The sequence below is a fragment of the Spirosoma arcticum genome (assembly GCF_054779955.1).
This window is the reverse complement of sequence record NZ_BAAGXG010000011.1, coordinates 152292-179164: the sequence shown is the minus strand read 5'-3', so window position 1 is coordinate 179164 and position 26873 is coordinate 152292. Positions and strand designations below refer to the sequence as shown.

The 26873-nt window shown below is 51.2% G+C and carries 33 protein-coding genes; 24 read left to right on the top strand and 9 right to left on the bottom strand.

The window, feature by feature from the left end; translation table 11 throughout:
• The first annotated feature begins 10 nt into the window (after positions 1–10).
• Positions 11–1015, top strand: coding sequence for a YpdA family putative bacillithiol disulfide reductase (locus ACYVHB_RS23595; protein WP_461054265.1), 1005 nt, complete (start codon positions 11–13; stop codon positions 1013–1015).
• Positions 1016–1023: 8 nt separating this feature from the next.
• Positions 1024–1458, top strand: coding sequence for a nucleoside deaminase (locus tag ACYVHB_RS23590; RefSeq protein ID WP_461054264.1), 435 nt, complete (start codon positions 1024–1026; stop codon positions 1456–1458).
• A 43-nt stretch (positions 1459–1501) separates the two neighbouring features.
• Here ACYVHB_RS23590 and pnuC read toward each other — a convergent pair whose 3' ends face one another.
• Positions 1502–2182, bottom strand: a complete 681-nt coding sequence (gene pnuC / locus ACYVHB_RS23585; protein ID WP_461054263.1) for a nicotinamide riboside transporter PnuC — start codon at positions 2180–2182, stop codon at positions 1502–1504.
• 73 nt (positions 2183–2255) lie between these two features.
• Here pnuC and ACYVHB_RS23580 point away from each other — a divergent pair, with 73 nt between their 5' ends.
• From ACYVHB_RS23580 to ACYVHB_RS23535, 10 genes are all read left to right on the top strand, one after another.
• The gene (locus ACYVHB_RS23580) at positions 2256–3449 is read left to right on the top strand and encodes a Gfo/Idh/MocA family protein (protein WP_461054262.1); all 1194 of its coding nucleotides are present in this window, start codon (positions 2256–2258) and stop codon (positions 3447–3449) included.
• 38 nt (positions 3450–3487) lie between these two features.
• Complete coding sequence (locus ACYVHB_RS23575) at positions 3488–4189, top strand: hypothetical protein (protein WP_461054261.1); 702 nt, start codon at positions 3488–3490, stop codon at positions 4187–4189.
• 155 nt (positions 4190–4344) lie between these two features.
• Positions 4345–4587 (top strand): hypothetical protein, encoded by a 243-nt coding sequence (locus ACYVHB_RS23570; RefSeq protein WP_461054260.1) that lies wholly within the window; start codon positions 4345–4347, stop codon positions 4585–4587.
• Complete coding sequence (locus ACYVHB_RS23565; protein WP_461054259.1) at positions 4587–4904, top strand: type II toxin-antitoxin system PemK/MazF family toxin; 318 nt, start codon at positions 4587–4589, stop codon at positions 4902–4904. The genes ACYVHB_RS23570 and ACYVHB_RS23565 overlap by 1 nt, the downstream gene beginning before the upstream one ends.
• 119 nt (positions 4905–5023) lie before the next feature.
• The gene (locus ACYVHB_RS23560; RefSeq protein ID WP_461054258.1) at positions 5024–5527 is read left to right on the top strand and encodes a GNAT family N-acetyltransferase; all 504 of its coding nucleotides are present in this window, start codon (positions 5024–5026) and stop codon (positions 5525–5527) included.
• Positions 5524–5853, top strand: coding sequence for a low molecular weight protein tyrosine phosphatase family protein (locus ACYVHB_RS23555; RefSeq protein ID WP_461054257.1), 330 nt, complete (start codon positions 5524–5526; stop codon positions 5851–5853). The genes ACYVHB_RS23560 and ACYVHB_RS23555 overlap by 4 nt, the downstream gene beginning before the upstream one ends.
• A gap of 20 nt (positions 5854–5873) precedes the next feature.
• A complete protein-coding gene (locus ACYVHB_RS23550) occupies positions 5874–6089 on the top strand; it encodes a hypothetical protein (RefSeq protein ID WP_461054256.1) in 216 nt (71 codons plus the stop codon).
• A 35-nt stretch (positions 6090–6124) separates the two neighbouring features.
• Positions 6125–7543, top strand: a complete 1419-nt coding sequence (locus ACYVHB_RS23545; protein WP_461054255.1) for a Gfo/Idh/MocA family protein — start codon at positions 6125–6127, stop codon at positions 7541–7543.
• Positions 7543–7926 carry a nuclear transport factor 2 family protein gene (locus ACYVHB_RS23540; protein WP_461054254.1) on the top strand — a complete coding sequence of 128 codons (384 nt, stop codon included), beginning with the start codon at positions 7543–7545 and terminating at the stop codon, positions 7924–7926. Before ACYVHB_RS23545 ends, ACYVHB_RS23540 begins: the two co-directional genes overlap by 1 nt.
• 76 nt (positions 7927–8002) lie before the next feature.
• The gene (locus ACYVHB_RS23535; RefSeq protein WP_461054253.1) at positions 8003–9031 is read left to right on the top strand and encodes a methionine synthase; all 1029 of its coding nucleotides are present in this window, start codon (positions 8003–8005) and stop codon (positions 9029–9031) included.
• Positions 9032–9066: 35 nt separating this feature from the next.
• Here ACYVHB_RS23535 and ACYVHB_RS23530 read toward each other — a convergent pair whose 3' ends face one another.
• Both ACYVHB_RS23530 and ACYVHB_RS23525 read right to left on the bottom strand, forming a co-directional pair.
• Positions 9067–9630, bottom strand: a complete 564-nt coding sequence (locus ACYVHB_RS23530) for an acyl-CoA thioesterase (RefSeq protein ID WP_461054252.1) — start codon at positions 9628–9630, stop codon at positions 9067–9069.
• A 69-nt stretch (positions 9631–9699) separates the two neighbouring features.
• Positions 9700–10026: a HesB/IscA family protein gene (locus ACYVHB_RS23525; protein WP_461054251.1), complete on the bottom strand. Its 327-nt coding sequence runs from the start codon at positions 10024–10026 to the stop codon at positions 9700–9702.
• Positions 10027–10105: 79 nt separating this feature from the next.
• Here ACYVHB_RS23525 and mce point away from each other — a divergent pair, with 79 nt between their 5' ends.
• Genes mce through ACYVHB_RS23500 form a run of 5 tightly spaced genes read left to right on the top strand, consistent with a single transcriptional unit; the run spans position 10106 to position 15340 of the window.
• Positions 10106–10528: a methylmalonyl-CoA epimerase gene (gene mce, locus ACYVHB_RS23520; protein ID WP_461054250.1), complete on the top strand. Its 423-nt coding sequence runs from the start codon at positions 10106–10108 to the stop codon at positions 10526–10528.
• 6 nt (positions 10529–10534) lie between these two features.
• Entirely contained in the window at positions 10535–12232 is a 1698-nt protein-coding gene (locus ACYVHB_RS23515; protein WP_461054249.1) for a M1 family metallopeptidase, read from the top strand.
• Between the two features lie 8 nt (positions 12233–12240).
• Positions 12241–13386, top strand: coding sequence for an AAA family ATPase (locus ACYVHB_RS23510; protein ID WP_461054248.1), 1146 nt, complete (start codon positions 12241–12243; stop codon positions 13384–13386).
• Entirely contained in the window at positions 13383–13961 is a 579-nt protein-coding gene (locus ACYVHB_RS23505; protein WP_461054247.1) for a hypothetical protein, read from the top strand. The genes ACYVHB_RS23510 and ACYVHB_RS23505 overlap by 4 nt, the downstream gene beginning before the upstream one ends.
• A 2-nt stretch (positions 13962–13963) precedes the next feature.
• Positions 13964–15340, top strand: a complete 1377-nt coding sequence (locus ACYVHB_RS23500) for a cystathionine beta-synthase (RefSeq protein WP_461054246.1) — start codon at positions 13964–13966, stop codon at positions 15338–15340.
• An 86-nt stretch (positions 15341–15426) separates the two neighbouring features.
• On the opposite strand, the gene rsgA is transcribed toward ACYVHB_RS23500, so the two are convergent.
• The gene (rsgA, locus tag ACYVHB_RS23495) at positions 15427–16353 is read right to left on the bottom strand and encodes a ribosome small subunit-dependent GTPase A (RefSeq protein ID WP_461054245.1); all 927 of its coding nucleotides are present in this window, start codon (positions 16351–16353) and stop codon (positions 15427–15429) included.
• A gap of 71 nt (positions 16354–16424) precedes the next feature.
• Entirely contained in the window at positions 16425–17690 is a 1266-nt protein-coding gene (locus ACYVHB_RS23490; RefSeq protein ID WP_461054244.1) for a 3-deoxy-D-manno-octulosonic acid transferase, read from the bottom strand.
• Between the two features lie 73 nt (positions 17691–17763).
• On the opposite strand from ACYVHB_RS23490, the gene ACYVHB_RS23485 reads away from it, so the two are divergent.
• Both ACYVHB_RS23485 and ytxJ read left to right on the top strand, forming a co-directional pair.
• On the top strand, positions 17764–18063 hold the full coding sequence (locus ACYVHB_RS23485) for a phosphoribosylpyrophosphate synthetase (RefSeq protein WP_461054243.1): 300 nt from the start codon (positions 17764–17766) through the stop codon (positions 18061–18063).
• 65 nt (positions 18064–18128) lie between these two features.
• On the top strand, positions 18129–18458 hold the full coding sequence (gene ytxJ / locus ACYVHB_RS23480) for a bacillithiol system redox-active protein YtxJ (RefSeq protein WP_461054242.1): 330 nt from the start codon (positions 18129–18131) through the stop codon (positions 18456–18458).
• Positions 18459–18537: 79 nt separating this feature from the next.
• On the opposite strand, the gene folB is transcribed toward ytxJ, so the two are convergent.
• The 3 genes from folB to ACYVHB_RS23465 form a co-directional block, all read right to left on the bottom strand.
• Positions 18538–18888 (bottom strand): dihydroneopterin aldolase, encoded by a 351-nt coding sequence (folB, locus tag ACYVHB_RS23475; protein ID WP_461054241.1) that lies wholly within the window; start codon positions 18886–18888, stop codon positions 18538–18540.
• Positions 18889–18896: 8 nt separating this feature from the next.
• Positions 18897–19835 carry a DivIVA domain-containing protein gene (locus ACYVHB_RS23470; RefSeq protein ID WP_461054240.1) on the bottom strand — a complete coding sequence of 313 codons (939 nt, stop codon included), beginning with the start codon at positions 19833–19835 and terminating at the stop codon, positions 18897–18899.
• A 105-nt stretch (positions 19836–19940) separates the two neighbouring features.
• Positions 19941–20855 (bottom strand): WD40 repeat domain-containing protein, encoded by a 915-nt coding sequence (locus ACYVHB_RS23465; RefSeq protein ID WP_461054239.1) that lies wholly within the window; start codon positions 20853–20855, stop codon positions 19941–19943.
• Positions 20856–20953: 98 nt separating this feature from the next.
• Between ACYVHB_RS23465 and ACYVHB_RS23460 the strand changes: the two genes are divergently transcribed.
• Positions 20954–21586, top strand: coding sequence for a 4'-phosphopantetheinyl transferase family protein (locus ACYVHB_RS23460; RefSeq protein WP_461054238.1), 633 nt, complete (start codon positions 20954–20956; stop codon positions 21584–21586).
• A 102-nt stretch (positions 21587–21688) separates the two neighbouring features.
• Here the strand turns inward: ACYVHB_RS23460 and ACYVHB_RS23455 are convergent, their stop codons facing one another.
• Positions 21689–22564, bottom strand: a complete 876-nt coding sequence (locus ACYVHB_RS23455) for a transglutaminase-like domain-containing protein (protein ID WP_461054286.1) — start codon at positions 22562–22564, stop codon at positions 21689–21691.
• A gap of 129 nt (positions 22565–22693) precedes the next feature.
• Here ACYVHB_RS23455 and galE point away from each other — a divergent pair, with 129 nt between their 5' ends.
• The 4 genes from galE (at position 22694) to ACYVHB_RS23435 (ending at position 26647) form a co-directional block, all read left to right on the top strand.
• Positions 22694–23728 carry a UDP-glucose 4-epimerase GalE gene (gene galE / locus ACYVHB_RS23450; RefSeq protein ID WP_461054237.1) on the top strand — a complete coding sequence of 345 codons (1035 nt, stop codon included), beginning with the start codon at positions 22694–22696 and terminating at the stop codon, positions 23726–23728.
• A gap of 71 nt (positions 23729–23799) precedes the next feature.
• Positions 23800–24855: a dTDP-glucose 4,6-dehydratase gene (gene rfbB, locus ACYVHB_RS23445; RefSeq protein WP_461054236.1), complete on the top strand. Its 1056-nt coding sequence runs from the start codon at positions 23800–23802 to the stop codon at positions 24853–24855.
• Between the two features lie 88 nt (positions 24856–24943).
• The gene (rfbA, locus tag ACYVHB_RS23440; protein WP_461054235.1) at positions 24944–25804 is read left to right on the top strand and encodes a glucose-1-phosphate thymidylyltransferase RfbA; all 861 of its coding nucleotides are present in this window, start codon (positions 24944–24946) and stop codon (positions 25802–25804) included.
• 450 nt (positions 25805–26254) lie between these two features.
• Entirely contained in the window at positions 26255–26647 is a 393-nt protein-coding gene (locus tag ACYVHB_RS23435; protein ID WP_461054234.1) for a hypothetical protein, read from the top strand.
• The last annotated feature ends 226 nt before the right edge of the window (positions 26648–26873 follow it).

Here is a 26873-nt window from a genome sequence, read left to right as displayed (position 1 = left end):
GATACACAGTATGCAACTATACGATGTTATTATCGTTGGCGGTGGTCCCTGCGGGCTGGCAGCCGGTATCGAAGCCGCTAAAGCCGGACTGAGCCACCTCATTTTAGATATGGGTAGCCTGACTGAATCCATCCGGCAGTATCCGCGCCGGATGCGCTTCTTCTCCACGGCTGAGAACATTGAGATCGGTGGTTTGCCGTTTCCCATTTCGGGCGTCAAAGCCGGGCGCGACGAAGCCCTTCAATACTATCGCAAGGCTGCGGCTTATTACAAGCTTAATTTCAAGCTGTTTCAGGAAGTATGGGACGTTACGAAAGACGGTGACGTGTTCACGGTGTCAACCAAGACCGGTGACCGGTATCAGGCTAATAAGGTGATAATGGCAACAGGCTATTTTACCCAACCGCGCTGGCTTGGCATTCCGGGCGAAAACCAGCCGCACGTATCCCACTACTACGATGAGCCGTTTAAATACTCGTTCACGAACGTCGTCATCATCGGCGCGTCCAATTCAGCGGTTGAAGCGGCACTGGAACTCTACCGCCACGACGTAAACATTACGGTCGTGCACCGGGGCGAGGACTTCCGCAGTACAGTTAAATATTGGCTCGTGCCCGACGTGAAAAACCGGGTGAAAGAAGGTAAAATCAAAACCGTGTTCGACTCCGTCGTGACGCAGATTGACGAGAAGTCGGTGACGGTGAACAACCTCAAAACGGGTGAAGAAACCCAACTCCCCGCCGACTTCGTGCTGGTGCTGACGGGATATATCCCCGATGCGGACTTGCTCCGGCGGTGTGGTATTGAGTTGAATCCCCAAACGCAGGTGCCGGTGTTCGACCAAGAAACGTTTGAGACTAACGTACTGGGTTTGTACGTGTGTGGCACCGTGTTAGCCGGTATTTACACCGAAAAGGTATTTATCGAGAACGGCCGCGAACACGCCCAGTCCATCATCGACCACATCATGGGTCGCGAGGTGCATAAAGTGGCCGAATTGATTCAGCGAATCTGATATATTCCATGGATGAATTCATGCAGGAGGCCATCCGTCAGGCCCGCAAAAGCTTAAGCGAAGGTGGCATTCCCATTGGATCAGCATTAGTCAAGAACGGCAAATTGGTGGCGTCGGGGCATAACAAGCGGGTGCAGGAAGACAACCCGATTTTGCACGGTGAAATGGACTGTCTGAACAACGCCGGTCGCGTCGGCTCGTTTCGCGACACGGTTATCTATTCCACGCTGATGCCGTGTTACATGTGCGCCGGAACTATTGTTCAGTTCAAAATACCTAAAGTTATCGTTGGTGAGTCGCGGACGTTTGCTGGGGCGCGGGCGTTTATGGAAGAGCACGGCGTTGAAGTTATTGACCTCGACCTGCCCGAATGCGTCGATATGATGAACGACTTCATTGCCGAAAAACCAGCGCTGTGGAACGAAGACATTGGTGAATTGTAACCGTTACACTGGTTATGTAATGTGCACTACACAGTACAGCGGCTCACGTAATCCGGTAATTTCGGTATTCCCGCGTCCAGTTCCAGACTCCAAATGCGGCAATGAAACAGAACACGAAATATTCGACGCTAAGGAGTTTAACGTCTTTCACGAAGTACATGTAAGTCGAGATGGCGTCCACAATCAGCCAGACGTACCAGCATTCTAAGCGTTTGTCGATCATCAGGAACGTTCCGACGATGCTCATGACGGTGGTGAATGAATCGAGGTAGGGAAATGCGCTGGGTTGGCTGAACAGCACCGGAAATAGGGTATGCAGGTTACTGGCAAACGTACCGAGCAACAGCGTAGCAACTACGCCCGTCAGCACCCAGATGGCCAGTTGGCGGGTGGGCAGCCGGGTGATGCGCAATGTCTGTCGCGGGCTGGAAGGATTTAGCATTATTTCCTCGCCCAATCTGGGATGTGTCCAGCGCCACCAACCCCGCAGGTACGTGATCAGGAAAAAAACCTGCAAGAACATATCGGGGTACAACTGAATCTGGTAGAAGAGGAAGAAGAACAGAATCACGCTGACGACGGCTACCAGCCAGGTCCAGACGTTGTTACGGGCTACTAACCAGGTCGCTACACTCCCGCTTACGACGCCGAAGAACTCTAAATAACTCATCGGATAACTCCACAGCGTGAAGAAAATGGTGTCGATGTCGAAAAAGTGAGGCATTGGCAGGAGTAATCGAAGAGGGTTTCTACTTTTACAACCACGAAAGTACATCTGGATAACCCTTTTCTGACTCATGCAAAAAATTGCCATGCTCGGTGGCGGCTTCATTGGCCGTTTCTACGCCGAATCGCTCCACGGCCAGCGCAGCCGTGATAAAGTCGTCGCTATTTATGCCCGGCGCGAAGAAACCGCCCAAAAATTCGCCGACGACTACGGCTGCTCGTTTCTGTCCACGAACATGGAGGAGGTCATCGCCCACCCCGACGTCACGATGGTGTGCATTGCGCTGCCCAACAACCTCCATGCCCCGGCCGTTGAACTTTGCGCCAAACACAAGAAAAACGTCGTCTGCACTAAACCCCTCGGCCGCACCGCTGATGAAGCCCTGAAGATGATGCAGATGGTGGAAGAAGCCGGAATTTTTGGCGGTTATTTGGAAGATCTTTGCTACGCGCCGAAGTTTCTGAAAGCACTGGAAACGGTAAAAAACGGCGCATTGGGTCGGATTCTGTGGGCCAAGTCCCGTGAGACGCATCCCGGCCCGCACTCCAACTGGTTCTGGGACAAAGAGCAGGCGGGGGGCGGTTGTATGCTCGACCTTGGTTGCCACTGCGTCGAAATCGCCCGGAATTTCATTGGTAAAGACGTTCGACCGGTCGAGGTGATGTGCTGGGCCGCCACGCAGGTGAAACCCATCGACGCCGAAGATCATGCCATTGCCCTGGTGAAGTACGAAAACGGAGCCATAGGGCAGTTTGAAGTAAGCTGGACGTTCCGGGGCGGTATGGACCTGCGCGACGAGGTAATGGGTACTGAGGGCACGATTTGGATCAACAATTTCCTGCGCACTGGCTTTGAGATGTTTACGACCGGCAAAGGCGCGGACTATGTTGCCGAAAAAGCCGAAAGCAACACCGGCTGGCTATTTCCCGTCGGCGACGAAGTAAATGACTTAGGCTACAATCACATGTTTACCGACATGTTTGCCGCTGCTGAGGAAGGCCGCGATGCCGCCGAAACCTTCTACGACGGCTATGTGGTGAATGCCGTGCTGGACGCGGCTTACAAATCGGCCGAAACCAAGCAGTGGGAACCGGTACAGTTGCCCGTCTGGCGCGGCCGCGAAGGCCTGACAATGGAAACGACCCTGACCGAGTACGACGCTGACCACTACCTCATTAAGCAGGAAATGACCCACGACGGCCGGAACAAAGTAATTTTGAAGGAGAAAGTGGGCGGGAAAATCGTGGAGCGGGATTTAGTGTAGCCAGGATAGGTAAACCATAAATTGATTTACGCAATTTTATGTACTACAAATTCTTAATTGTTGGCTTAATCAGTTTACGATGCACTGTTGCCGCGCATGGACAATGTGAGGTTAGTCAGGATGCAGACGGTCAAGTTTACACGACCTGTGTTGTTGAGCGTCAAGAACTGTCGCCGGTGAAGAAAGCATATTTAGGATGCGCTTTCTTCACCTTCCCAATCTGGCAATCAGGGACAATTACGCTGGACAGCTTAGGCGAAGAGGTTACTTGTCAGTTAGCCTACAATTTAATCGATAATGTGCTGTTATGCCAAACCAAAGGCTCAATGCAGAGTGCGCCGATAAAACCTTACACATTCACCATCAATGGCGTTCGTTTTATAAGCCAGTCGAGTAAGCTTTTTGGAACTACATACCGGAATTACTTCTCGGTGTTGCATGATGGAAAAACTCAATTATTGAAAAAATATAAACGTCGATTGATTGAGTCGAGAGTGCTTAATAAAGGAGGTAAAGATGTTAATGGGTATTATCAATCTCTGGACAGCTACTTCATAAAACGAATCAACCAGGAGCCAGTAGAAATACGACTGACCCGGAAGTCGGTGCTACAGGCCTTGAATGACCAGACAGAATCGCTGCAAAATCGCTTGAAATCGACCAAAACAACTGTGGATGAAATCGTTGACACAATCGTGTATTACGACAGCTTGTCTACCGGGCAGAAGGTTGGTTTTTAAGGCAGATATTTATAATCGACCAACCGGGTATGTTTGCGCTTGCTTACTTAAACAAATGCCCAATCTATTTGTATAGCCGTCACTGGTCGCGCATCATAGAAAGTGATTAGTGATGGACGCTCAATTTCGTTTTTTGCTAACTCAAAACTCAAGCCATGCTAAGCGTAAAAGCCATATACGACGGTAAAAGCCCGAAATTTCTGGAGCCGGTAGACGTGCAACCTCCGCAAGAAGTAATCATTACTTTTTTGCAGGATAACCCGGAGGCCTCTATTCCAAATTCAGATGTGCGCGGAGCCGATATACAACGCCTTGTTGAAGGCAGTCAGGCCTTTACTTTTCTCGCCGATGAGGAAGAGGACGTTTACACAGATGCCGATTTAAAAGTTAGATATTAATGGATCGAGGAACAATCGTTCTGACCAAATTTCCGTTTACCGACTTCAGCGCTACAAAAAGACAACCTGCCTTAGTCCTGTCACCTGATAATCCCGCGGACCCGGATGTGATTGTAGCATTCATCTCGTCGGTCATTCCAGCTACATCAAATACGACGGATTTTGTGTTGGAAACATCTCATCCCGATTTTGATGCCACCGGTCTAAACAAGACATCGGTGTTTAAGATGGACAAACTGGCTACGCTTGACAAAGCTATTTTCACCGGGGAGTTAGGCAAAGCGACTGCACCAATATACGCCGAATTTAAAGCCTGATTGCGGCTTGCATTAGATCTTTAGCAGCCCGAACTCAATGCGGTTAGACAACAAGAAGACCATCGTTATCAGCTATGTGACTAACCCGTAAGTAGTTGAAGTTCCATTTAGATTAACCCATGATCGAAACACTCCGCCTGACGCTGTTGCCCCTGACCCTCGACCAACTCCGGCTGCACGTTGCTGATGACACGCAATTGGAAGCGTCGCTGGGTTTGACGAAAGGGCACCGCAAGGTCGTGGAGCCGCTGCTGAGCGTGATTGTGCATTTTACCGTGCCCCGCCTGAAAGACCCCGCCCGTAACCCACTCCTCAATACCGTCTGGATTGCCATCGACCGCCAGAAACAGCAAATTGTGGCCGACGCTAAGTTCAAAGGTGAACCTGATGAAACGGGTACCGTCGAGATTGGCTACGGTACGTATCCAGCTTTCCAGCGGCAAAGATACATGGCTGAAATGGTGGGCGGCATGGTGCGTTGGGCGGGCGAACAACCCGGCGTTTTGCGGGTAGTTGCCGATACGGATGCCGAGAATGTGGCGTCGCAAAAAGTGCTGGAGAAAAACGGATTTCAGCTGTTCGATCAGATAGAACAGATGCTGTGGTGGGAATACCTATTATGAAGCAGAAACTACTCTTCGTTTGCAGCCGCAATAGACAACGTAGCCTGACTGCCGAAACAATATTGCATGACAATGCAGCTATTGATGTCAAATCGGCGGGTACGGAGACTGTAGCACGGGTGAGAGTGACGGCTGGGCTGCTTAATTGGGCTGATGTAATCTTTGCGATGGAACGCAGGCATCTTGACCGTCTACACCGAAAGTTTGCTGAAATCTTGGGTGATAAATCTATCATCATATTGAGTATACCTGATGACTACGCTTATATGGATGAGGAACTGACCGATATTCTGATGAATCGAGTGGCTGAGTATATTGATTTATAATAAGGTTTTATCAATTTTACGTGAAGCAGTTAGCTATGGAAGTCATCAATGAACTGGAGATTCGCTTAGTTGTTACTGCCTGGAAAATCCGTCAGTTCAATGAAATCCTGACTAAGCAACGGGTATTAGGAGCGGATGATACGTTCCTGCAAGCTTCAATTAACCAACGCGACGAACTGGAACGCGAGTTCCAACGGCTCAGTGCTCAGGTGCGGGCTGCCGAATTAGCCGTCTGACTAATTATATTCATTCCTTTACCCCTATACCTTTTATGAACTCCCGTCGCAAATTTCTCCGCCAGCTTGGCGGCTCATCGGCCCTGCTCGCCGGTGCTCCTTCACTCCTCGTTCCGGCCCAGGCCGATGCCCGCACCTACCGCGAAAGCCTGATCGAAAGCATTAAACCGCGTTCGGCGGCTGATACGATTAACCTTGGCCTGATTGGGGCGGGAATTATCGGTCATTTCGATCTGATCTGCGCCCTCAAAGTACCCGGCACAAAGGTCGTGGCCGTGGCCGATTTGTATGATCCGCGATTGGTGCGGGCTAAAGAAGTGTGGGGACCCGACATCATGACCACCCGCGACTACCGCGAAATTCTGGCCCGCACCGATGTTGACGCCGTGCTGATTTGCGTACCCGACCACTGGCACGACCGTATTTCGATTGATGCGCTAAAAGCTGGTAAGCATGTCTACTGCGAGAAGCCGATGGTGCATCACATTGAAGAAGGACAGGCTGTGATTGCTGCCCATAAAAAGTCGGGTAAGGTTTTTCAGGTGGGCAGTCAGCGGGCGAGTGCATCGGCCGTGCTCGAAGCCAAAAAACGCTACGAAGCGGGTGACATTGGCGAACTGACGTCGGTGGAGGCTTTCTTAGACCGGACCGATGCTCTCGGCGCGTGGCAATACACCATGCCGCCCACCGTCGATCCTAAAGACCTTGACTGGAACAGCTTCCTGGGCGACGCTCCGAAAAAGCCTTTTGAACCCGTCCGGTTTTTCCGGTGGCGCAATTACAAAGACTACGGTACGGGCGTAGCGGGTGATTTGTTCGTTCACCTGCTCACCGGGCTGCACACCGTAACGGGAAGTCTGGGACCAACCAGCATTTACTCCCTCGGCGATTTGAACTACTGGAAAGACGGCCGCGATGCGTATGACCTTGTTACGGCCCTGATGAGCTACCCCAAAACCGCCACAAACGCGTCGTTTCCGCTGGCCATGCGCGTGAATCTGGCCACGGGCGCGGGCGGTGACATTCATACGCGCCTGGTCGGGACAGACGGCGTTATCGACATCGGCTGGAACTCGTTCACGATGAACCAACTTAAGCGGCCTAACGCGCCCATGTACAGCAAAGGCTACGACGCCCTTTTCACCTATCCACAAGCCGTTCAGGATCAGTTCGTTCAACAGTATGACCAGAAATACCCGGCTGGGCAGTTCACCCGCGAGATAAAAAATGAACCGGCGGTGGCGTTCAACGCGCCCGATGGCTACGACGACCGGCTCGACCACATGATCGTGTTTTTTAATGCCATCCGCGAGAACAAACCGTCGCTGGTTAAGGAAGATGCTGAGTTTGGACTTCGGGCAGCCGCGCCTTCATTGGCGGCTAATTTGAGCGTTGAGCAGAAGCGGGTTATCAACTGGGACCCGATTAGTATGAAGTTGGCAAAGCCGGTTTGATGGAATACTTAATCAAGCAATACATCGCGGCCTACAACCGAATGGACGTGCCGGGCATGGTCGCCCTGCTGCATGATGTTATTGTTTTCGAGAACGTCTCTAATGCGAACGGTATCACGGTTACTCAGGGCAAAGCGGAGTTTGAGACGCTGGCCCGGCAGTCGCTGGACGTGTTTCGGAGCCGTTGCCAAACGATTCGTTCGCTCACGCTGGGTGAACGGACAGCCGCTGTCGAAATCGAATACGAAGCCGTGCTGAACATCGACCTGCCGACCAGCCGGAACGCCGGACCGCTCAAAGCGGGCGAGATTATGCAATTGCGCGGTGTAACGGTGTTCGCGTTCAGCGACGGCAAAATCGCCCGCATCAGCGACTATAGTTAAAAAAGTTTGTGGTTTGTGCCGGGCCACCGATGTGGTCGCTAACTCACAAACCATAAACTTACAAACCACAAACTCCTTGCAACCCGTACCTATCAAAACCACCGTTGTCGGCTCGATGCCATTTCCGGGCTGGCTCGAATTTGCCAGTCAGAACCTGAGCCAGTTTGGCCCGGCCGACATTAATGAAATGATTGAAGACGCCGTCGTCGCGTCGGTGCATGATCAGGTTGCGGCCGGGCTGGACGTAATCACCGACGGCGAACAAACCCGCTTCGATTTTAACCTGTCGTTCTACGGCTATATTAATGGCATCCAGAACAACGACGCTGAACTACGTCGGTTTGGGCCGCCCGCCCACGATCAGCGTGGTAAGCACAACATTGTCGAGCCGCTAACAGCCCCGCGTGGTTTAGGTGTAGTAGAAGAATACCAACGGCTGAAACGACTCGTGCCCGAAGGGCAGGGAGTAAAAGTCTCAATTCCTGGTCCCTATACGCTTAGCGGGCGGTTGCTGCCGGGCGCTCTGTATAAAGATCGCTGGGAAGTGACCGAAGCGTTGTTGCCATTGGTGAACAAGGAAATTGCAGATCTGGTGGCGCTTGGCGTACCCGAAATCTGCGTTGATGAGCCGTCGATGTCGTGCTACGCGTATCGGGAAGATACAAAGCGGTTTGTCGATATTTTCAACCGGACGGTCGCGCCGGGCGTGGGCAAAACGAGGCTATCGATGCACCTGTGTTTCGGTAATTACAAAGGCCGATCGGTGGGCAAAAAGACCATTGCCCCCATGCTGCCCGACTTCATGGACATGACCGTTGACGAACTTCACTCGGAAATGACGGTCCTGAATTTTGCGGAAGTGCACCTGCTCGAACGATTCGCCGAGCGTTTCGACGTGGCCGTGGGCGTGATCGACGTGAAAAGCTACTACATCGAAACCCCCGACGACGTTGCCGAACGCATCCGCAAATGCCTGCCCTTCGTTCCGGCCGAAAAGTTGGCCGTTGCACCCGACTGCGGCCTAAGCCAAACGGCTCGCTGGGCGGCAAAGCAAAAATTGACGAACATGGTGGCCGGGGCGAAGATTGTGCGGGGTGAACTGTAGAGACGCAAAGTGTTGCCGGTCCGCCGGTGCGGTCTCTACAGGGCCAATCCATCACCAAGTACACATCGCTCATTCGTCAACTGACCAACGTTTTCGTGCAGCAGCATTTGGGTCCGGGCATTGTCGAAATGCTCGCCGAAGGCCGCACGGAGTTCTTTGCGCTTCATGGCTTCCAGAAAGCGCCGGGCATCGTCGGGCGTTTCGAGCAGGAGGGGAGGAACTTCGGTCGGCTGGTCAGCGTCGTCTTTGGCTACCATCGTGAAGTAGGACGTGTTCGTGTGTTTTACAACGCCCGTTTTCACGTTTTCGGCAATAACTTTAATGCCCACCACTAAGGACGTTCGGCCAACGTAATTGACCGACCCCATCATGGATACTAACTCGCCCACTTCAACCGGTTGCCGGAAATTGACACCGTCGACCGAGACCGTCACGCAGTACTGACCGGCGTGTTTGGCCGCGCAGGCGTAGGCGACTTTGTCCATCAGCGACAGCAACGTACCGCCGTGGACGCGCCCACCGAAATTAGCGTAGGCCGGGATCATGAGTTCAGTCAGCGTCGTGCGCGAGTAATCAACGGGTTTGGGTAGGAGATTCATAGTTGGGTGAGTTGACATGAAAAAAGCACCGTCGGTAGCGAGCGGTGCTTTTTACTGTAAAATCAGAATTTATACGGCGAAACTTTCGCCACAGCCACAGGTGCGACTGGCGTTTGGATTCTTGAATTGAAAGCCTTTGCCGTTCAGACCATCCGAGAAGTCGAGTTCAGTACCAGCCAGATACAGTAGACTTTTCCGGTCGACCAGAATTTTAATGCCTTTATCTTCAACGACATGGTCGGTTGGTTGCTGAGCCGCGTCGAATTGCAAATCATACATCAGGCCTGAGCATCCACCGCCTTGCACCGCTACACGAATGGCGTAATCGGCGGCAAGACCGTCTTTTGTACGTAGTTCAACAATCTTATTTTTAGCGATTTCTGAGACGGTAACCATGATTGCAAATGGGTATAATGACGCGAATCAACACTAACCTACTAACTTTCGGCTAATCAGAAAAGTTCTTTATCTACGTATGCTCACCAACGTCGAACACATCGGTATCGCCGTTCGCGATATTGTCGCATCAAATGCCCTGTTTGCAAAACTGTTGAACGTACTGCCGTACAAAGCCGAGACGGTTGAAGCAGAAGGCGTAACTACGTCGTTTTTTCAGGTGAATCCGGGGCACGAAAGCCAAACCAAGATCGAACTACTCGAAGCGACCAACCCAGACAGTCCGATTGCGAAATTTTTGGAGAAGAAAGGCGAAGGAATTCACCACCTTGCGTTTGAGGTAGACAATATTGTGTCTGAGATGGAACGGCTAACCGCTGAGGGATTTACGTTATTGAGTGAGACACCCAAACGCGGAGCCGATAATAAATGGGTGTGTTTCTTACACCCGAAGGGCACAAATAGCGTGTTGATTGAACTGTGTCAGGAAATTAAAGAATAAGCGAGAATGACGATAAGAAAGAAAGGATTTTGGACTGCATTATTGGCTTTATGGGCGTTTGTGACGCAGGCGCAGGTCGTGACGAACGCAGCCCGCTATACGCAGCCCGGCGTTGACGTGCTGAACTACAATTTCTCACTTACTCTCAGCGATTCAACCAATCAAATTCAGGGCGAAACCACGATCCGGTTCACCCGCGCCGACGACCGGCAAAGCGTCTGGTTCGACCTGGTCGAAGCTAAAAAAGATTCTATAGGGAGCGGAATGCGTGTTCGGGAGGTACGGTTGCCGGACGGAAAAACTGCGCCCTTCAGCCACCGCAACGATCGTGTGTTTATCAATCTGCCTGCCGCGCCCGGCCAGCCAACGGAAGTGACGATTAAGTACGAGGGTACTCCGGCGCGGGGCCTGATTATCAGCCGGAATAAATTTAACGAGCGTACTTTTTTTGGCGACAACTGGCCCAACAACGCCCGCAACTGGATTCCGGTGGTCGACCACCCGTCGGACAAGGCCACCTGTGCGTTTACGGTTAATGCCCCGGCTACGTACCGCGTCATTGCCAATGGAAAGCTGCTGGACGAGAGCAATTTGCCGAACGGTCCCGGCGGGGCACCGCGCAAACGGACGCGCTGGCAGGAGAGTACGCCCATTCCAACGAAGGTGATGGTAATTGGCGCGGCCCGGTTTGCAGTGGAGGATGTCGGCGCGGTGAGTGGAGTGCCGGTGCAAAGCTGGCTCTATCCGAACGATAGCCAGAAAGGATTCATCGACTACCGACCGGCAAAGCAAATTCTGCAATACTTCATCGACAAGATCGGTCCGTACTCCTATGAGAAGCTGGCTAACGTGCAGTCTACGACGGTTTTTGGGGGGATGGAGAACGCCAGTTGCATTTTCTATAACGAAAAAGTCATCGTTGGCAAGAAGGATTCGGATGTGGAGGCCCTGCTGGCGCACGAGATTGCGCATCAGTGGTTTGGCAACTCCGCGACCGAAAGCGACTGGTCGCAGTTGTGGCTGAGCGAAGGGTTTGCGACGTATTTCTCGGCCCTCTACCTCGAACACGCCTACGGCCGCGACACGCTCAACGCCGTGCTCAATCAGAACAAAGGACAGATTTTCCGGTATACGGCCCTTAAACCAAGGGGCACTGTCATCGACTCGACCACCACGAACCTGAACGATTTACTGAATCCGTTCTCATATCAAAAAGGCGGGTGGGTGCTGCACATGCTCCGCCACGAAATCGGCGACGATGCGTTCTGGCGCGGCATCCGGGAGTACTACGCGAAGTTCCGCAACGCCAACGCCCGCACGAGCGATTTTCAAGCGGTGATGGAAGGCATATCAGGCAAAAAGCTGGACCAGTTTTTTACGCAGTGGCTCAATCAGCCCGGTTACCCTGAACTCGTCTGGGGATCGCGCTACGACGCGGCCAAGCGAGCCCTGGTGATCGACGTTCGGCAGGCGCAGCGAACCGGCACGATTTTCACGATTCCACTCACATTCAGCATCCGGGGCACGAACGGCCGTGAACTATCGCGCACCGCCAAACTGACCATGACCGAGCAAACCCAAACGTTCACCGTTCCACTGGCGGGCAAACCCGGCTCCATCGTCATCGACCCCGATAATACCGTGTTGATGCGGCCTACACAAATGGGTAACTTGCCAACCGACGCTCCAGCCGCGTCTAACTAACTTCAACTATGCTCAAGCGCGTTTCCATCCAGAACTTCAAAAGCCTGAAAGACGTCACGCTCGACCTGCAAAAAGTCAATTTGCTGATTGGGCCGAACAATTCGGGCAAGACGAATTTTCTGAAGGCGTTAAGATTGCCATACGAAACTTATCAAGACTTGATAATTGAAGAAGATAACTCGCTACCACTTTTTAGAGACATAGAGCCTAAAAAGCAAAAAGGAGAGTTCTTAGTTTCTGCAAATGACGTTTATAATAAATTGGACAAAGGAATAACTGTATTGCTATCGTTCGATTATGCCTTAAAAAATTATACTTATGAACATTTTTTATTTTACGCGCATCAAAATAGAGATCGGTATGTGCTAGACGAATTAACTAACAATCAAGCTGTAATTGATTTGCATACATTTAGACATAGCGACTATGATTATGACGTTAAGCGAAGTATCTCTTTGCTACGGAGGTACTTGGGAGTGGGAATAATACACAGACCAGACCCAAATAGATTCATCAAGCCAACTAATTTTTCGGCAGATACAATTGGACTTATTGGTGACTGTTCTAATTTAATTCAGTTCTTGTTCTATCTTAATACCAATTACAAACGCGCTTATCTACAGATCGAGAGTGATTTAGCCAAATGCGTTGGTGATATAATTAGTTTAAGTACACCACCTGTTAAAGTAGGAAACGAAAGTAAACTCGGACTTAAATTTTTCGGAAAAAACGATGAAGACTTTTGGGCTGAAGACGTATCCGAAGGTGTGCTATACTTTTTGGCCTTGCTTACAATTGTAAATCAACCTAATCCACCGAAACTTTTAATGCTTGAAGAGCCGGAAAAAGGTATTCATCCGCGTCGGATATACGAAGTTATTCAGTTCATTCTTAGATTAGTCGAGGAGAAAGATATTCAAGTGATTATGACGACGCATAGCCCGGTTGTGCTGGATATGTTTGCCGATATGCCGGAGAGCGTTTTCATTTTCGACAAGGACGAGGAGGGCGCGACGCATGTAAAAAACCTGCAACGTGACGTAATTGAGCCAGACACTGAAAAGAGTAAGGAGTTTGGTATGGAACCGCCCCACTACACCGATGCGCTGGGTGATTCGTGGACAATTGGATTCTTAGGAGGAGTACCCAAATGAGCAGAATCATCACGTATGGCTTTTTTGGTGAAGACACTGCTCAGCGAAATTTCTTAACGAAGTACCTCACTCACCAGTATCCTAATACATTTATTGAAGACGAAAATGAGCGCTGGCGATTTAAAGCCAGAAACCGAGACCAAGTTGATGCGTTCTTGCCCGAAGCGTTACTCCAGAAAGTAATTCTCCGGTTGGATGTGCTCTTCGTCGGGCGTGATATTGATACGTCGCACGAGCCAACAATAAAGACGCGTCGGGAAGAATTTGAAAAGAAATGCATCGGTCACCATCCGGTTGTGCTGATGTTGCCAGTACAGTGCGTAGAACATTGGCTTTGGTACATCAAACGTCGTCGAGAGGAACCGGGTAGAAACACGCCATTAGAACCGCAGCCGCGTACTTCAGCTAAACAAGCGATTTATGCTGACACGAAACTTGTAGCGAAGCAGGTCGTAATAGCCAATGACATTTTGGTTGATTTAGATGTTTCTTGGTTAGAGCAGCGTTCTGAAAGCTTTAAACATTTTCACAAACAGTTAATCGACTTCCTCGATCAGTACGACAAAACATTATGATCATGAACTACTACAACTCCATCATCGATACCATTGGCAATACGCCGTTGGTGAAGCTCAATAGCGTTACGAAAGGCATCCGGGGGACGATCTTGGCGAAGGTCGAATATTTCAACCCCGGTAATTCGGTGAAAGACCGGATTGCGGTCCGCATGATCGAGGATGCCGAAAAGAGGGGCGATTTGAAACCCGGCGGCACCATCATCGAAGGAACCAGCGGCAACACCGGTTTTGGCCTGGCTCTGGCAGCCGTTGTCAAGGGTTACAAGTGCATTTTCATTATGGCCGACAAGCAGTCGAAGGAGAAGATCGACATTCTGCGGGCAGTGGGAGCGGAGGTCGTTGTTTGCCCCACCAATGTGTCGCCCGACGATCCGCGTTCGTACTATTCCGTGGCGAAGCGGCTAAACCGGGAGACGCCCAACTCGTTTTATCCCAATCAGTACGATAACCTTTCGAACACGGCCGCGCACTACGAAAACACCGGCCCTGAAATCTGGCGCGATACCGATGGGCGCATCACACACTTTGCGGCCAGTGTCGGCACGGGGGGTACCATTAGCGGCACCAGCCGGTTCCTGAAGGAGCAGAACGCCGACCTGGTTACGATTGGTCTGGATACCTATGGTTCGGTGTTCAAGAAGTATAAAGAGACGGGTATTTTTGATCCTGGTGAAGTGTATCCATATCTGACCGAAGGCATTGGTGAAGATATTTTGCCGCAGAACGTCGATTTTAACGTGATCGACCAGTTTATCAAAGTAACCGACAAAGACGGGGCGATTATGGCCCGACGGCTGTCGCGGGAGGAAGGGCTGTTCATCGGATGGTCGTGCGGGACGGCCGTGCACGGGGCGCTGGAGTGGGCACGTGAACACCTCACTGACGATGACATCATGGTGATTCTACTGCCCGACCACGGTACGCGCTACCTCGGCAAGATTTATAATGATACGTGGATGAAGGATCATGGCTTCCTCGAAGACCGCGCCTTCAAAACCGCCCGCGACATTGTGCATAACAAAAACGGCCACTCCGACCTCACGACCATCGGTTCGGGCGTGTCGGTGAGCCAGGCAATCCAGGTGCTGAACCGCTACGGCATTTCGCAGATTCCGGTTACCGACGAGAACGGCCACATCGTGGGGAGCCTGACCGACTCCACGGTACTAAACCGGCTCATTGAGGACCCGTCGGTGAAGGACCATACCGTCAGCGACGTAATGGATAAACCGTTTAAGTTTGTGGGTTTGGATAACACCATCGACGCCCTGTCGTCGCTCATCGACCGCGACAACAAAGCCCTGCTGGTGCGCGATGAGAAAGAACAGATTCACATCATAACCCAGGCTGATTTGCTTGCCGCGATGACCAATTGAAGGTTAATGTAGAATGAAAAATGCACAATGAATAATGTCGCTCGTTAGCCATTATTCATTGTGCATTTTTCATTCTACATTAACTTTTACCGCCGGTTATCCCCGCCTTCAATCATGCTCAGGTAGCTCATGTACCGGCTTTCGGCGATCTCTTCGGCATCCACGGCGGCTTTGATGGCGCAGCCAGGTTCGTTGAAGTGCAGGCAGTTGTTGAACCGGCATTGATTCAGGCGGTCACGCATTTCGGGAAAATAGTGGCCGATCTCGGTTTTCGACGTGTCCATTAGTCCCAACTCTTTGATGCCCGGCGTGTCGATAATATACGTGTTGGGGGCTAATTCAAACATCTCGGCGAAGGTCGTGGTGTGAACGCCTTTATTGGCAAAGGTCGATACTTCGTTGGTGCGCAGGTTCAGGTCGGGCGCGATGGCGTTCACGAGCGACGACTTACCCACGCCCGAATGCCCCGCCACCAACGTTACTTTCTGATCGAGCAATTGGCGAAATGCATCCACGCCTTCGCCCTCCGTGGCCGATGTAATCAGGCAGTTATAGCCGACACGCTCATACAGGTCAATCACTTCCTGCTGGTATTCCAACCCTTCGTCGTTGAGGATATCGGCTTTGTTGAAAACAATTGTCGTGGGAATCCGGAACGATTCGGCCGATACCAAAAACCGGTCGATGAAGCCGAGTGAGGTGCGGGGCATGGCCAGCGTAGCCAGTAGCACGGCCTGATCGAGGTTAGCCGCCAGAATGTGCCCGTGTGCCGTTTTGTGGACTGACTGCCGAATAATATAATTTTGGCGGGGGGAAATGTCGAATATGATAGCCGTGTTCTCGGCTTCATCTTCCACGTTGAACAACACATGATCGCCCACGGCAATCGGGTTGGTTACCTTCAGTCCCTGTAATTTGAATTTGCCCTTCAGCCGACCCTGAAAAATATGGCCATCCGGGTTACGAACGTCGTACCAGGAACCGGTGGAGCGAATGATTAAGCCTTTTTGCAATTTTCAAAGAGTGAAATAGTGAAGAAGTGAAAGAGTGAATTGAGCGCACACCGCATCGGCGGTCCACTCGTTCATTCGCTCACTCTTTCACCCGTTAATTGCCTGACAACTTTGATAACCTTACCCGTTGCGCCAATGTTCCGTTGAACGTAGTTGCGGCTAATGCGGGCGGCTTTTGTTCGGTCGGCGTACTGTTTTGCGAAAGCCGCTGTAAACGCTGCCGTGCTACCAACCGGGAAAGCGGCACCTTCGCTCACCAGATCAAGTGCTTCCTGAAATTTACCGTAGTTCGGCCCGAAAAACAGGGGCATCCCGAAGGTTGCAGCTTCCAGGATGTTATGAAGCCCTTTACCAAACGCTCCGCCAACGTAGGCAAACTCGCCGTATTGATACAGCGAAGAGAGCATCCCTACGTTGTCGATGAAGAGCGTTTGTGTGTTATCGGAAATGGGTATTTGGTCTGCCACAATTTGGGAGTAGCGCACCGACGGATTCCGAAGTTGACCGCGCCAGCGCTCGATTTCGTCCTCGTGAATATCGTGTGGGGCAATGATGATTTTTAGTGGCTTATCGAATTGATTGATGAACGGAATCAGTACGTCCATATCGGATTGCCACGCGCTGCCAATAACCAACAGCGGTTCGTTATTCTTAAACGTTTGTGCCACCGAAACTTCCTTTTTGGCCGCTGCTACCTGCGCCACCCGGTCAAAGCGCGTATCGCCCGCCAGCGTTACATTTTTGATGCCTATTGTTTGGAGCAACTGAACGGACTCCTGATTTTGGACTAAAATGTGGTCGAAATAGCCAAGCAGGTGTCTATAAAAACCACCCCAGGACTTGAAAAATAGCTGATTCGGCCGGAAGATAGCTGAGAACGAAATGACCGGCACGTTAGCGACTTTCAGTTCACGCAGGTAGTTATACCAGAACTCATACTTAATGAAAAAGGCAATTCGGGGCTTCACGAGTGCCACGAACTGCCGGGCGTTGGCGGATGTGTCGGCGGGCAGGTACAGCACATAATCGGCTCCGGCGTAGTTTTTCCGCACTTCATAACCCGATGGCGAGAAGAACGTTAGCAGAATTTTATCAGTAGGGTACTGCATTCTGTAGGCTTCTATAACCGGACGCCCCTGCTCAAATTCACCCAGCGAAGCCGCGTGAAACCAAGCAATTGATGCCGCATTGCCACTGAGTTGTTGAGCTAAATTTGCCCTCCAGTCGCGTCGGCCGTCCACCCAATGCCGGGCTTTGGGGCTGAGGCTGAATGAAGCCGCTACGTGCAGCAAGGTTTTGTAGGCAAACAGGCCTGTGTTGTAGAGCGCCGAAAACAAGCAGATGGTCGGATGGTTAACCTGACAGCAAAGGTAATCAAGTCTTTGAGTGACATTTCAAACTACACGAACTATGGGAAGTTACGATACACTTACTGAAGCCCTCGACGCTGTCCGTGAGCAAGGCTACACGCTCGATTATAATTTGAAGAAGGACTGCCTGAAATGTCAACAGAATGCCATTGAATTACATCCGGCCGATTTCGACATTGTCGACGTGTACCGGTTTGAGGGAATGACCGACCCCGGCGACTCAACCGTGCTGTATACAATTGAAGCTAAGAATGGGCAACGTGGTACGCTGGTTGACGCCTACGGGCCTTACGCTGAAGCAGTTTCGCCGGAAATGGCCGGTAAGCTATCTATGCGGTAACATGAAGGGACGAACTTTTCAAGGGTCAAAATACTTTTACAGCAATAGAATAGGCGTTCATAAAAATGAATTGGAACAAACTAACGAGCGACGCTCAACTCGACGCTATTAAAGAAGAATCGGCTAGGCAGCCCGTGCTGATTTTCAAACATAGTACTACCTGCTCGATCAGCGCAATGGCCCTGAGCCGAATGGAACGCAACTGGAGCGATATGCTTGGCGTGAAACCATACTACCTCGATTTGCTGGCCAATCGACCAATCTCGACCAAAATCGAGCGTGAATTTGGGGTTGAGCACGAGTCACCCCAGGTGCTACTTATTCGGAACGGCGAGTGCATTTATGATGCTTCACACATGTCTATCTCGTTTGCCGGATTGCAGCAGGCGGTGTGAGGAGTAATGAAAAATGAACAATGGTTAATGCATAATGACGCTGGACGTTTCATTATGTGTTAACCATTGTTCATTTTCATTATTCTTTTAGAGTAATCTTAGCCCGGTGACATACGCCCCCAATGGGGGGGTTGAATTTCGAAACACTAACTTCAACCGCTTGAAGATCAGGATATTTCGTTCGGATCTCCTGAATGATGCGGTGAGCAATGTGTTCCAATAACCGAGCCGACTGCTGCATTACATTCGCCGTAATTCTGTACAGGTCTTCATAATTGACGGTTGCACTCAGACGGTCGCGCCGGGCGGCCTCCGAGAAATCGGCCGTTACGACAATGTCCACCGAATACTTATTGCCGATTTTCTGCTCCTCGTCGTAGAAGCCGTGGTAAGAGAAGAATTCGAGACCCTCCAAGGAGATTGTTCCCACAGGCTGCCTCAGATTTGATCGAAGAATGAGCCGCTTTTCTTTTCCTTCCGCTCATCGACCGATTCCATTGCTCCGTCCGCTGGGACTTCGTTTGTTACGACCTGGGGTACGCTTTCCTCAATCGCTTCCGATTCCGCGTCTGATTTGTGTTCAGTAGCCGCTACATCAATTGTTTCAGCAGTCAGCGTCGGCTCCGGGCTTTCGTGGGTAGTCTGCTCAATGGCTTCGTTGAGTTTGTCGACTAATGGTTCATCGACTGGAATGGCCTCGGGAATGGCCTTCTCGCGTTCACTCAGCGGGGGCAATTCCGCTACGGCGTCGGCCACCGGCATGGGGGCGGCACCGGGCTTATGTTGTTCGTCATACTGCTTCAAATCTTCAGTGATCTGCGCAGCGACTTCATCAATTTTACCCATCAGATTTTGCTTGACAAACTTTTTCTCAAACCGGTCAACGCTATCGGTGGCGTTACTGGCTAAGGCCCGGATTTGTACTGCCAGATTCTCTTTATAGCCTTCCAGTGCTTTGAAATCGTATTCCAGCGCCTTGAGGTCATTCAGGATATTGTCTTTTAGGTAACGAGCCTGATTTTCGGCATCCTGCACCATCAGCGCTGAGCGTTTGCGGGCATCGGCCAAAAGATCATCGGCTTTCTGCTGTGCTTCGGCTATGTATTGATCGCCTGCTTTGGCCGCTTGATCGGTGATTTGCGTACTGGTATCTTCGGCCATTTTCAGCGTTCGGAATAGGGTCATTTCCACTTCTTTGAGCTTGCCCAATTCCTTGTCCGACATTTCAAGCTGCATTTTCAGCATTTTGTAGTCGTTGGTTACCCGCTCCCATTCCTGAGAAAGTGAAACCAGAAACGCGTCGACATCTTCAGTTTTATAACCGCGCATCCCTTTTTCAAAGGTGTGCTGCCGGATTTCGATAGCCGTAATTTTCATTGGCGTCTGTTGGGTTTAGGTAGCAATGGCCTCACCTGTTCAGGGTGAAATAACATCCATAATACATATTTAGCAAAAAATAGCATAAGAAATCCACTTATTCGGTCATAATACTGTGTTTTTGCCCAATTCCCATACGGAAATAGTCCGATCATCACTCGCCGACAGCAACTGGTGATGATACGTAGTCCAAAGCAATTTGTTGACCGACGTGCCATGTCCGGCATGTCGGGCGCGGTCAACTACCTTCAGCAACCGGTACGTTCTGGCATTCCAAATCTTAACGGATTTGTCCATGCTGGCTGTCGCAAACAGATCGCCGTCGGGGCTAAACGCAAGGTGGTTGATGGCAAACAAGTGAGCAACAATATCCTGGTGGAGGGTGTAGCCCTGCTCAACGTCCCAGACTTTCAGGTGAGCATCGCGCCCGGCGGTGAGCAGAAACTGAAAATCGGGTGAGTAGTTCACGGTAAACACGGAGTTCGTGTGCGCCGGAATCGTTCGTTTGAGCTCATACGTTTCCAGATCGAAAATGCGCACCATGGCATCACTGTAACCCACTGCAAGTTCGCGCTCAACGGGGTTCACGGCTATGCATCGCGCCGACTGATCGGATGCTTTCAGGTACTTTCGCACCACAAGTTGCTCGGCATCCAACACCGCCACCACACCATCAGACAGCGCTACGAATGCGTCGTTTCGATGGAAGGCAATGTCGAATATAGCGGCCGATGTTAATTTAAGCGACCCGGTTTCCTGTTTCTGCACCGTATCAATCAGGTGCAGCCCTTCGTAGTTTTGGCCTACCCACAGCAGACCGCTCACCGGGTGAAGCGCCAGTGCGTAGACCGACGCCGGAACCTGCGCCACCAACTCACCCAGATCGGGCCGGTCCAGTTGCCAGCGCACGACTTGCCCATCGCCCCCGGCCGAAAAAAACTGGTTGGCCTGCGGGCCGCGTTCGAGCGCATACACGCAGTCGCGGTGCCCACCAAACGTGTCGAGTTTTTGAACCTGCATAATAAATGTCGACTATTGACGGAGGAACGATGACGATTGAACGGGTGGTTAACTGGATCAATGGTTGATCGTCAACAGTCAAAAATGGATAATAATTAATGGCCGCACCAACATTTCTGCAACTTAACGACGACTGTACCGTGCTGCTACAGCCTATTGTGGAAGACGAGCCTATGCTGCGGGCGGGTCTGACACTGACACCGTCGGAAGAGGATGATTTGGTCGGCATCCGTCATCCTGCCCAGCGCGTGGAGTGGCTGGCGTGCCGGGCGGCCGTTCAGCAGTTGGCCGAGATGCAGGGTCTGGCTTATGCGGGTTTACAAAAAGACGCGTTTGGTAAACCCCATTTGGTCGGCTTACCGGGATCAATTTCGCTGTCGCACACGGGCGGCTGGGCGGCAGCGGTGCTGCACCGGTCAAAACCAGTCGGGATCGACATTGAACCCGTTCGTGACCAATTCCAGCGTGTGGTGCCGAGGGTGTTATCGACTGATGAAATTGCCCATGCCAACGGCGATTCCGCTCGGCTGGCGGTTTACTGGTGCGCTAAAGAAGCGCTCTATAAATTATACGGCAAGCGTAACCTCACTTTTCGCGAGCACCTGCACGTGGAGCCATTTGCCGACGATGCCGATACACTCGTTGGTCACGTGCGCCTGCCAAACCATGAAGAACGGCTCACTATTCGTTGTTTTCGTATAGGGCCGGGCTTGCTGGCGGTAGCGTTTTAGTCGGTAAGTCAATAAGTCGAAGAGCCGGTAAGTGGCTGACGCCAGCATCACGCCCGCGTCAGCCACTTACCGACTCTTCGACTTATTGACTTACCGACTTTTTCACCGTTGTGTATAATCCGAGAGGGGAATGCCGTCGCCTTCGTCGTTGACGGCGTCGAGAATTTGCTCAACTTCCCGAACGCGTTCTGTGTCGCCGTTTTTCTCGAAAGCCAGTGTCAGGTTGCGCAGTACGCGCCGGACAATGTCGACGTTGGTGCAGGGTTGGTAAAACGTGTCCAACCGCTTCAGATTCATTTGATCGATGTACTGATCGATGTCCTTCTTCGTAAAGATCAATCCCCGGTTAAACACATTAATGTAGAACTGAACGCCGATGCTGCTTTTGTAGGTCAACACAAACAGATTGGGTAGGTTGACACCGTAAACAGGCAGATTCAACCGCTTGGCAATCAGCATGTACAGGATGCATAAGGTAATGGGGTTGCCCCGGCGCGATTCAAGCACCTGGTTGATCATCGAGTTGGCTGGGGAGTGGAAATGCTTATTGTTGGGCGCAAATTTCAGCTTCGTAAAAAACGCCGTGTTTATCGCTTTGATCTGCTCATCGGGGTGCATGTCGGCCTTGAAATCGACCCACACGTCATAATACAACTGTTCAATGTCCTGCCGGAGCTTATCGAGTGAAAGATCGGGGTACTGGTAGGTTGCCACAATCCAGAGGCCTTCGAGGAGGTCCATACTTCCGCCATTTTTCCAGCCCCGAATTCGGTCCAGGACGGATTCGTATTGTAAATCGTGGATAATTTCTTCGATGCGCTTTTGTAGGTCGGGGTTAAAACTGCCTTCCCATTCGGTTTCCAGCAAGGGAATCATTTGTCCGCCCATCTGACGGATTTGTTGCTCAACGTGCTCCACTACCTCCCGGTCGTCGTCGTCGAGGAGAGAGATGAGCGCTTTTAACTCATTGTCTTTCATGCTTTCTGCCGCGTTGTCGGTTGCCCCCATGATAAAAACTGCTTTCGGAAACCTATCGAATGTGCTACTTTTGTCCGGTCCTGCGGGCCGCTGTACTAAAGTAGTAACAAAAACTTTATAAAAAACAGTTTGACTTCTTCTGGCAATTCTCCCAAGATTCTGGTTACCGGTGGGGCGGGGTTTATCGGCTCACACACAGTAGTTTCGTTGGTCGAAGCCGGTTTTGAGCCGGTTATAGTCGATGATTTTTCTAATTCACAACGGTCGGCGCTCGATGGACTTCGGGCTATTTTGGGGCGCGACGTGCCGTTTTATCAGGCCAATTGCAACGACATAGCTGCGATGGAGGCCATTTTCCAGCAGGAAGGTCTTGCCGGGGTTATTCACTTCGCAGCTCACAAAGCCGTGGGGGAGTCGGTGGCTAAGCCGCTGATGTATTACCGCAATAACCTCGATTCGCTCTTGTTACTGCTGGAACTGATGCCCAAGTATGGGGTGCGCAACTTCGTGTTCTCCTCATCCTGCACGGTCTACGGACAACCGGAGCAACTGCCCGTTACCGAGCAAACGCCCCGACTCCCGGCGCAGTCGCCTTACGGAAACACAAAGGCCATGAGCGAGGACATCATCCGCGATGCCGTGCAGGCGAAGGTGGCCGTCCGGGCGTTGGCCCTACGGTATTTCAATCCTATTGGTGCGCATCCTTCCGCCGAAATAGGTGAACTTCCCTTGGGCGTTCCGGCCAACCTAGTACCGTACATTACGCAGACGGCCGCTGGTATTCGGCAGAGCCTGACCGTTCACGGGGGCGATTACAACACGCCCGATGGCACCTGCGTCCGCGATTATATCCACGTTATGGATCTGGCCGAAGCGCACGTGCAGGCACTCAAAAAACTGGGTGAAGTCACGGCCGATTCGTCCTACGATGTTGTCAACATTGGTACGGGAAGGGGCGACACCGTGTTGAATATCATTAAAACATTCGAGCAGGAAACGGGCGTTGCGCTCAACTATACCATTGGTCCACGTCGGCCGGGCGATATTGAGCAGGTTTACGCCGACGTTACCAAAGCCAGAAACGTGCTGGGCTGGTCGGCCCGTCGCTCCTTGGCCGAGTCGCTGCGTGACGCCTGGCGGTGGCAGCAAAAACTGAGTAATTAAGTTTTTTGTGTTGGCGCGTTTGTTGATGAATGTCACAAACACCCCAATGCTCAAACACCTACACACTATCAATGAAAACCATTCTCATCACTGGCGGGGCCGGCTTTATTGGGTCGCACGTTGTTCGGCTGTTCGTTAGGAAATACCCGGAATATCAGATTTATAACCTCGATAAACTCACGTATGCCGGTAATTTGGCGAACCTGACGGATGTTGAGAACGCGCCCAACTATACATTCATTAAAGGCGATATCACCGACGCCAAATTCCTGGATGATATGTTCGCGGAGATTCCGTTCGATGGTGTCATTCACCTCGCGGCCGAGTCGCATGTGGACCGGTCCATTACGGACCCGATGTCGTTTGTGATGACCAACGTTGTGGGAACGGTGAACCTGCTCAATGCGGCAAAAACGGCTTGGGTAGGAAACTTCGATGGTAAGCGGTTCTACCACGTATCGACGGATGAGGTGTACGGTTCGCTGCACAACCCGGCCGATTTTTTCACTGAAGAAACGGCCTATGAACCGCAGTCGCCGTATTCGGCTTCCAAGGCGGCTTCAGACCACTTCGTGCGGGCGTATGGCAACACCTATAAATTGCCGGTAGTGCTCTCGAACTGCTCGAACAACTACGGCCCGAATCACTTCCCGGAGAAGCTGATTCCGCTGATGATTCACAACATCCAAACCAACAAGCCGCTGCCGGTCTATGGCAAGGGCGAGAACGTGCGCGACTGGCTCTACGTGGTCGATCACGCCCGTGCTATCGACGCCGTTTTTCACACCGGTAAATTAGGTGAAACCTATAACATCGGCGGCTTCAACGAATGGAAAAACCTCGACCTTGTGCATCTGCTCTGTTCCATTATGGACCGCAAACTTGGCCGTCCGGAAGGCACTTCGGCGCAACTCATCACCTACGTTACTGACCGCGCCGGGCATGACCTTCGCTACGCCATTGATGCCAACAAGATCATGAACGAGCTGGGCTGGCAACCGTCGCTCCAGTTTGAAGAAGGCCTGGAAAAAACCGTCGACTGGTTTTTGGCCAATCAGGAGTGGCTGGATAATGTCACGTCGGGCAATTACCAAACCTATTACCAGGGGATGTACGCAAATCGCTAAATTAGCAAATGCACAAATGAGTGAATGAGCGAATGTTTGGATAGCATTTATTCACTCATTCGCGCATTCACTCATTCACTCATTGACCATGAAAGGAATTATCCTCGCCGGAGGCTCCGGCACCCGCCTTCATCCGCTCACACTGGCCGTTAGCAAACAGCTAATGCCCATCTATGATAAGCCGATGATCTATTACCCGCTGTCTATTTTGATGCTGGCGGGTATTAAAGACATTCTAATTATCTCGACGCCCCACGACCTGCCTCATTTTGAGAAGCTCTTCGGCGATGGATCGCAGTTGGGGTGTCGGTTTAGCTACGCCGTCCAGCCCAGTCCCGACGGCCTGGCGCAGGCGTTTGTTATTGGCGAGGATTTCATTGGCGACGATAAGGTAGCCCTGGTGCTGGGCGACAATATTTTCTACGGTTCAGGCCTGTCGAAGTTGTTGCAGGCAAACAACGACCCCGATGGGGGCGTGGTTTATGCCTATCAGGTTCACGATCCGGAGCGCTACGGTGTGGTGGAGTTCGATGCAGATTTTAATGTCCTCTCCATCGAAGAGAAACCCGAAAAACCCAAGTCACACTATGCTGTACCGGGCCTGTATTTCTACGACAATACCGTTGTGGAGATCGCCAAAAACATAAAACCGTCGCCGAGGGGCGAGTTGGAAATCACCGACATAAATCGCGAGTACCTCCGGCGTGGGAAACTGAAAGTGGGCGTTTTGGATAGGGGTACAGCCTGGCTCGATACGGGAACGTTCGAGTCGCTAATGCAGGCGGGGCAGTTTGTGCACGTTATTGAAGAGCGGCAGGGCCTGAAAATTGGTTGCCCCGAAGAGATTGCCTACCGAATGAAATTCATCAGCGCCGATCAGTTAGCCAGTATCGCTAAACCGTTAGTTAAAAGCGGCTACGGGGCGTATCTGCTCAATCTGCTGAAGTAGAAGATGACTGCTGATGCGGCACTAAGAAAAAAACGCCGGGGCAACTGCCCCGGCGTTTTCCATTAACCTAACCTATGAGATAATCGGATCGCACGGGCGTTCCCGCCCCGAAGCGAAAAACTGGTGTGGTGATTGCCCGAGTGAGCAACGCACCAACTACATGACAAAGGTAGCATACTGGTTAGTGGCCGTTGAGCGCAGAAACACCGAATTTAACGACGATGCATTAATCAGGCAAAAGCCCGTATTTTGTTAGGTAGAAATACGTATTAGCACTCTATCTTAAATGGATTAAGCGATTAAATATCAATTGGTTAATGTTAAAAGGTAGGTTTTGTGCAATTGAAGAAATAGTCTGCTTCTTTGTACGTTTGACTGGCTTTCCGATTATATCCATCACAACTACCCTTGAGCAGTACGAATTTTCTTAAACCCTTTTCCTTCGTTTTTATGAGCGTTTTCACCAAAGATGCCGGACGACTTCTGGCTCCGCAAGAAACCAAATCCATGACGGGTGCCTACCGCGAACGTAAAGTGGCGGTTGGCATCAGCGAAGACGATTACGTCCGCTCCGAATATTTTGGCATCAATCAGGTCATGCAACTGCTCAGCCAACCCGGTTGCATTGGTCTGCGCGTTCACCATGCCAAGCGCTGGGAAGACGCCGAGGGTAACCCGACCGAGCTGGGTAAGGGCCAACTAAAGCCGCGTGTGTTGCTAACGGGCGTAAACGCCGAAGGCAAGGATATGTCGGTTAAATCGGACAAAGCTGGGTTGAAAGATGATGGCAGTGGGAATGTGCAGACCGTGGGTGACGGTTTCACTTGTCCACAACATTGCTGAATATAATTGTAGAATTGTATGTGGTGGGACAGACTGCTGGATTTGTCTAAGAGATTTCCCTTAGATTTTATTTCTTATCTGGGTAGCAGTCTTCCCATCATAATTGGAATAATTCGCTATAAATATCTAAGAAGTAATCTTAAAGTTGTATGGTTGTTCTTTGTCGTAAGCTTCATCAAAGATACGTACTCGCTAACGCTGATTTTTGCTGCACAGAATAACATAT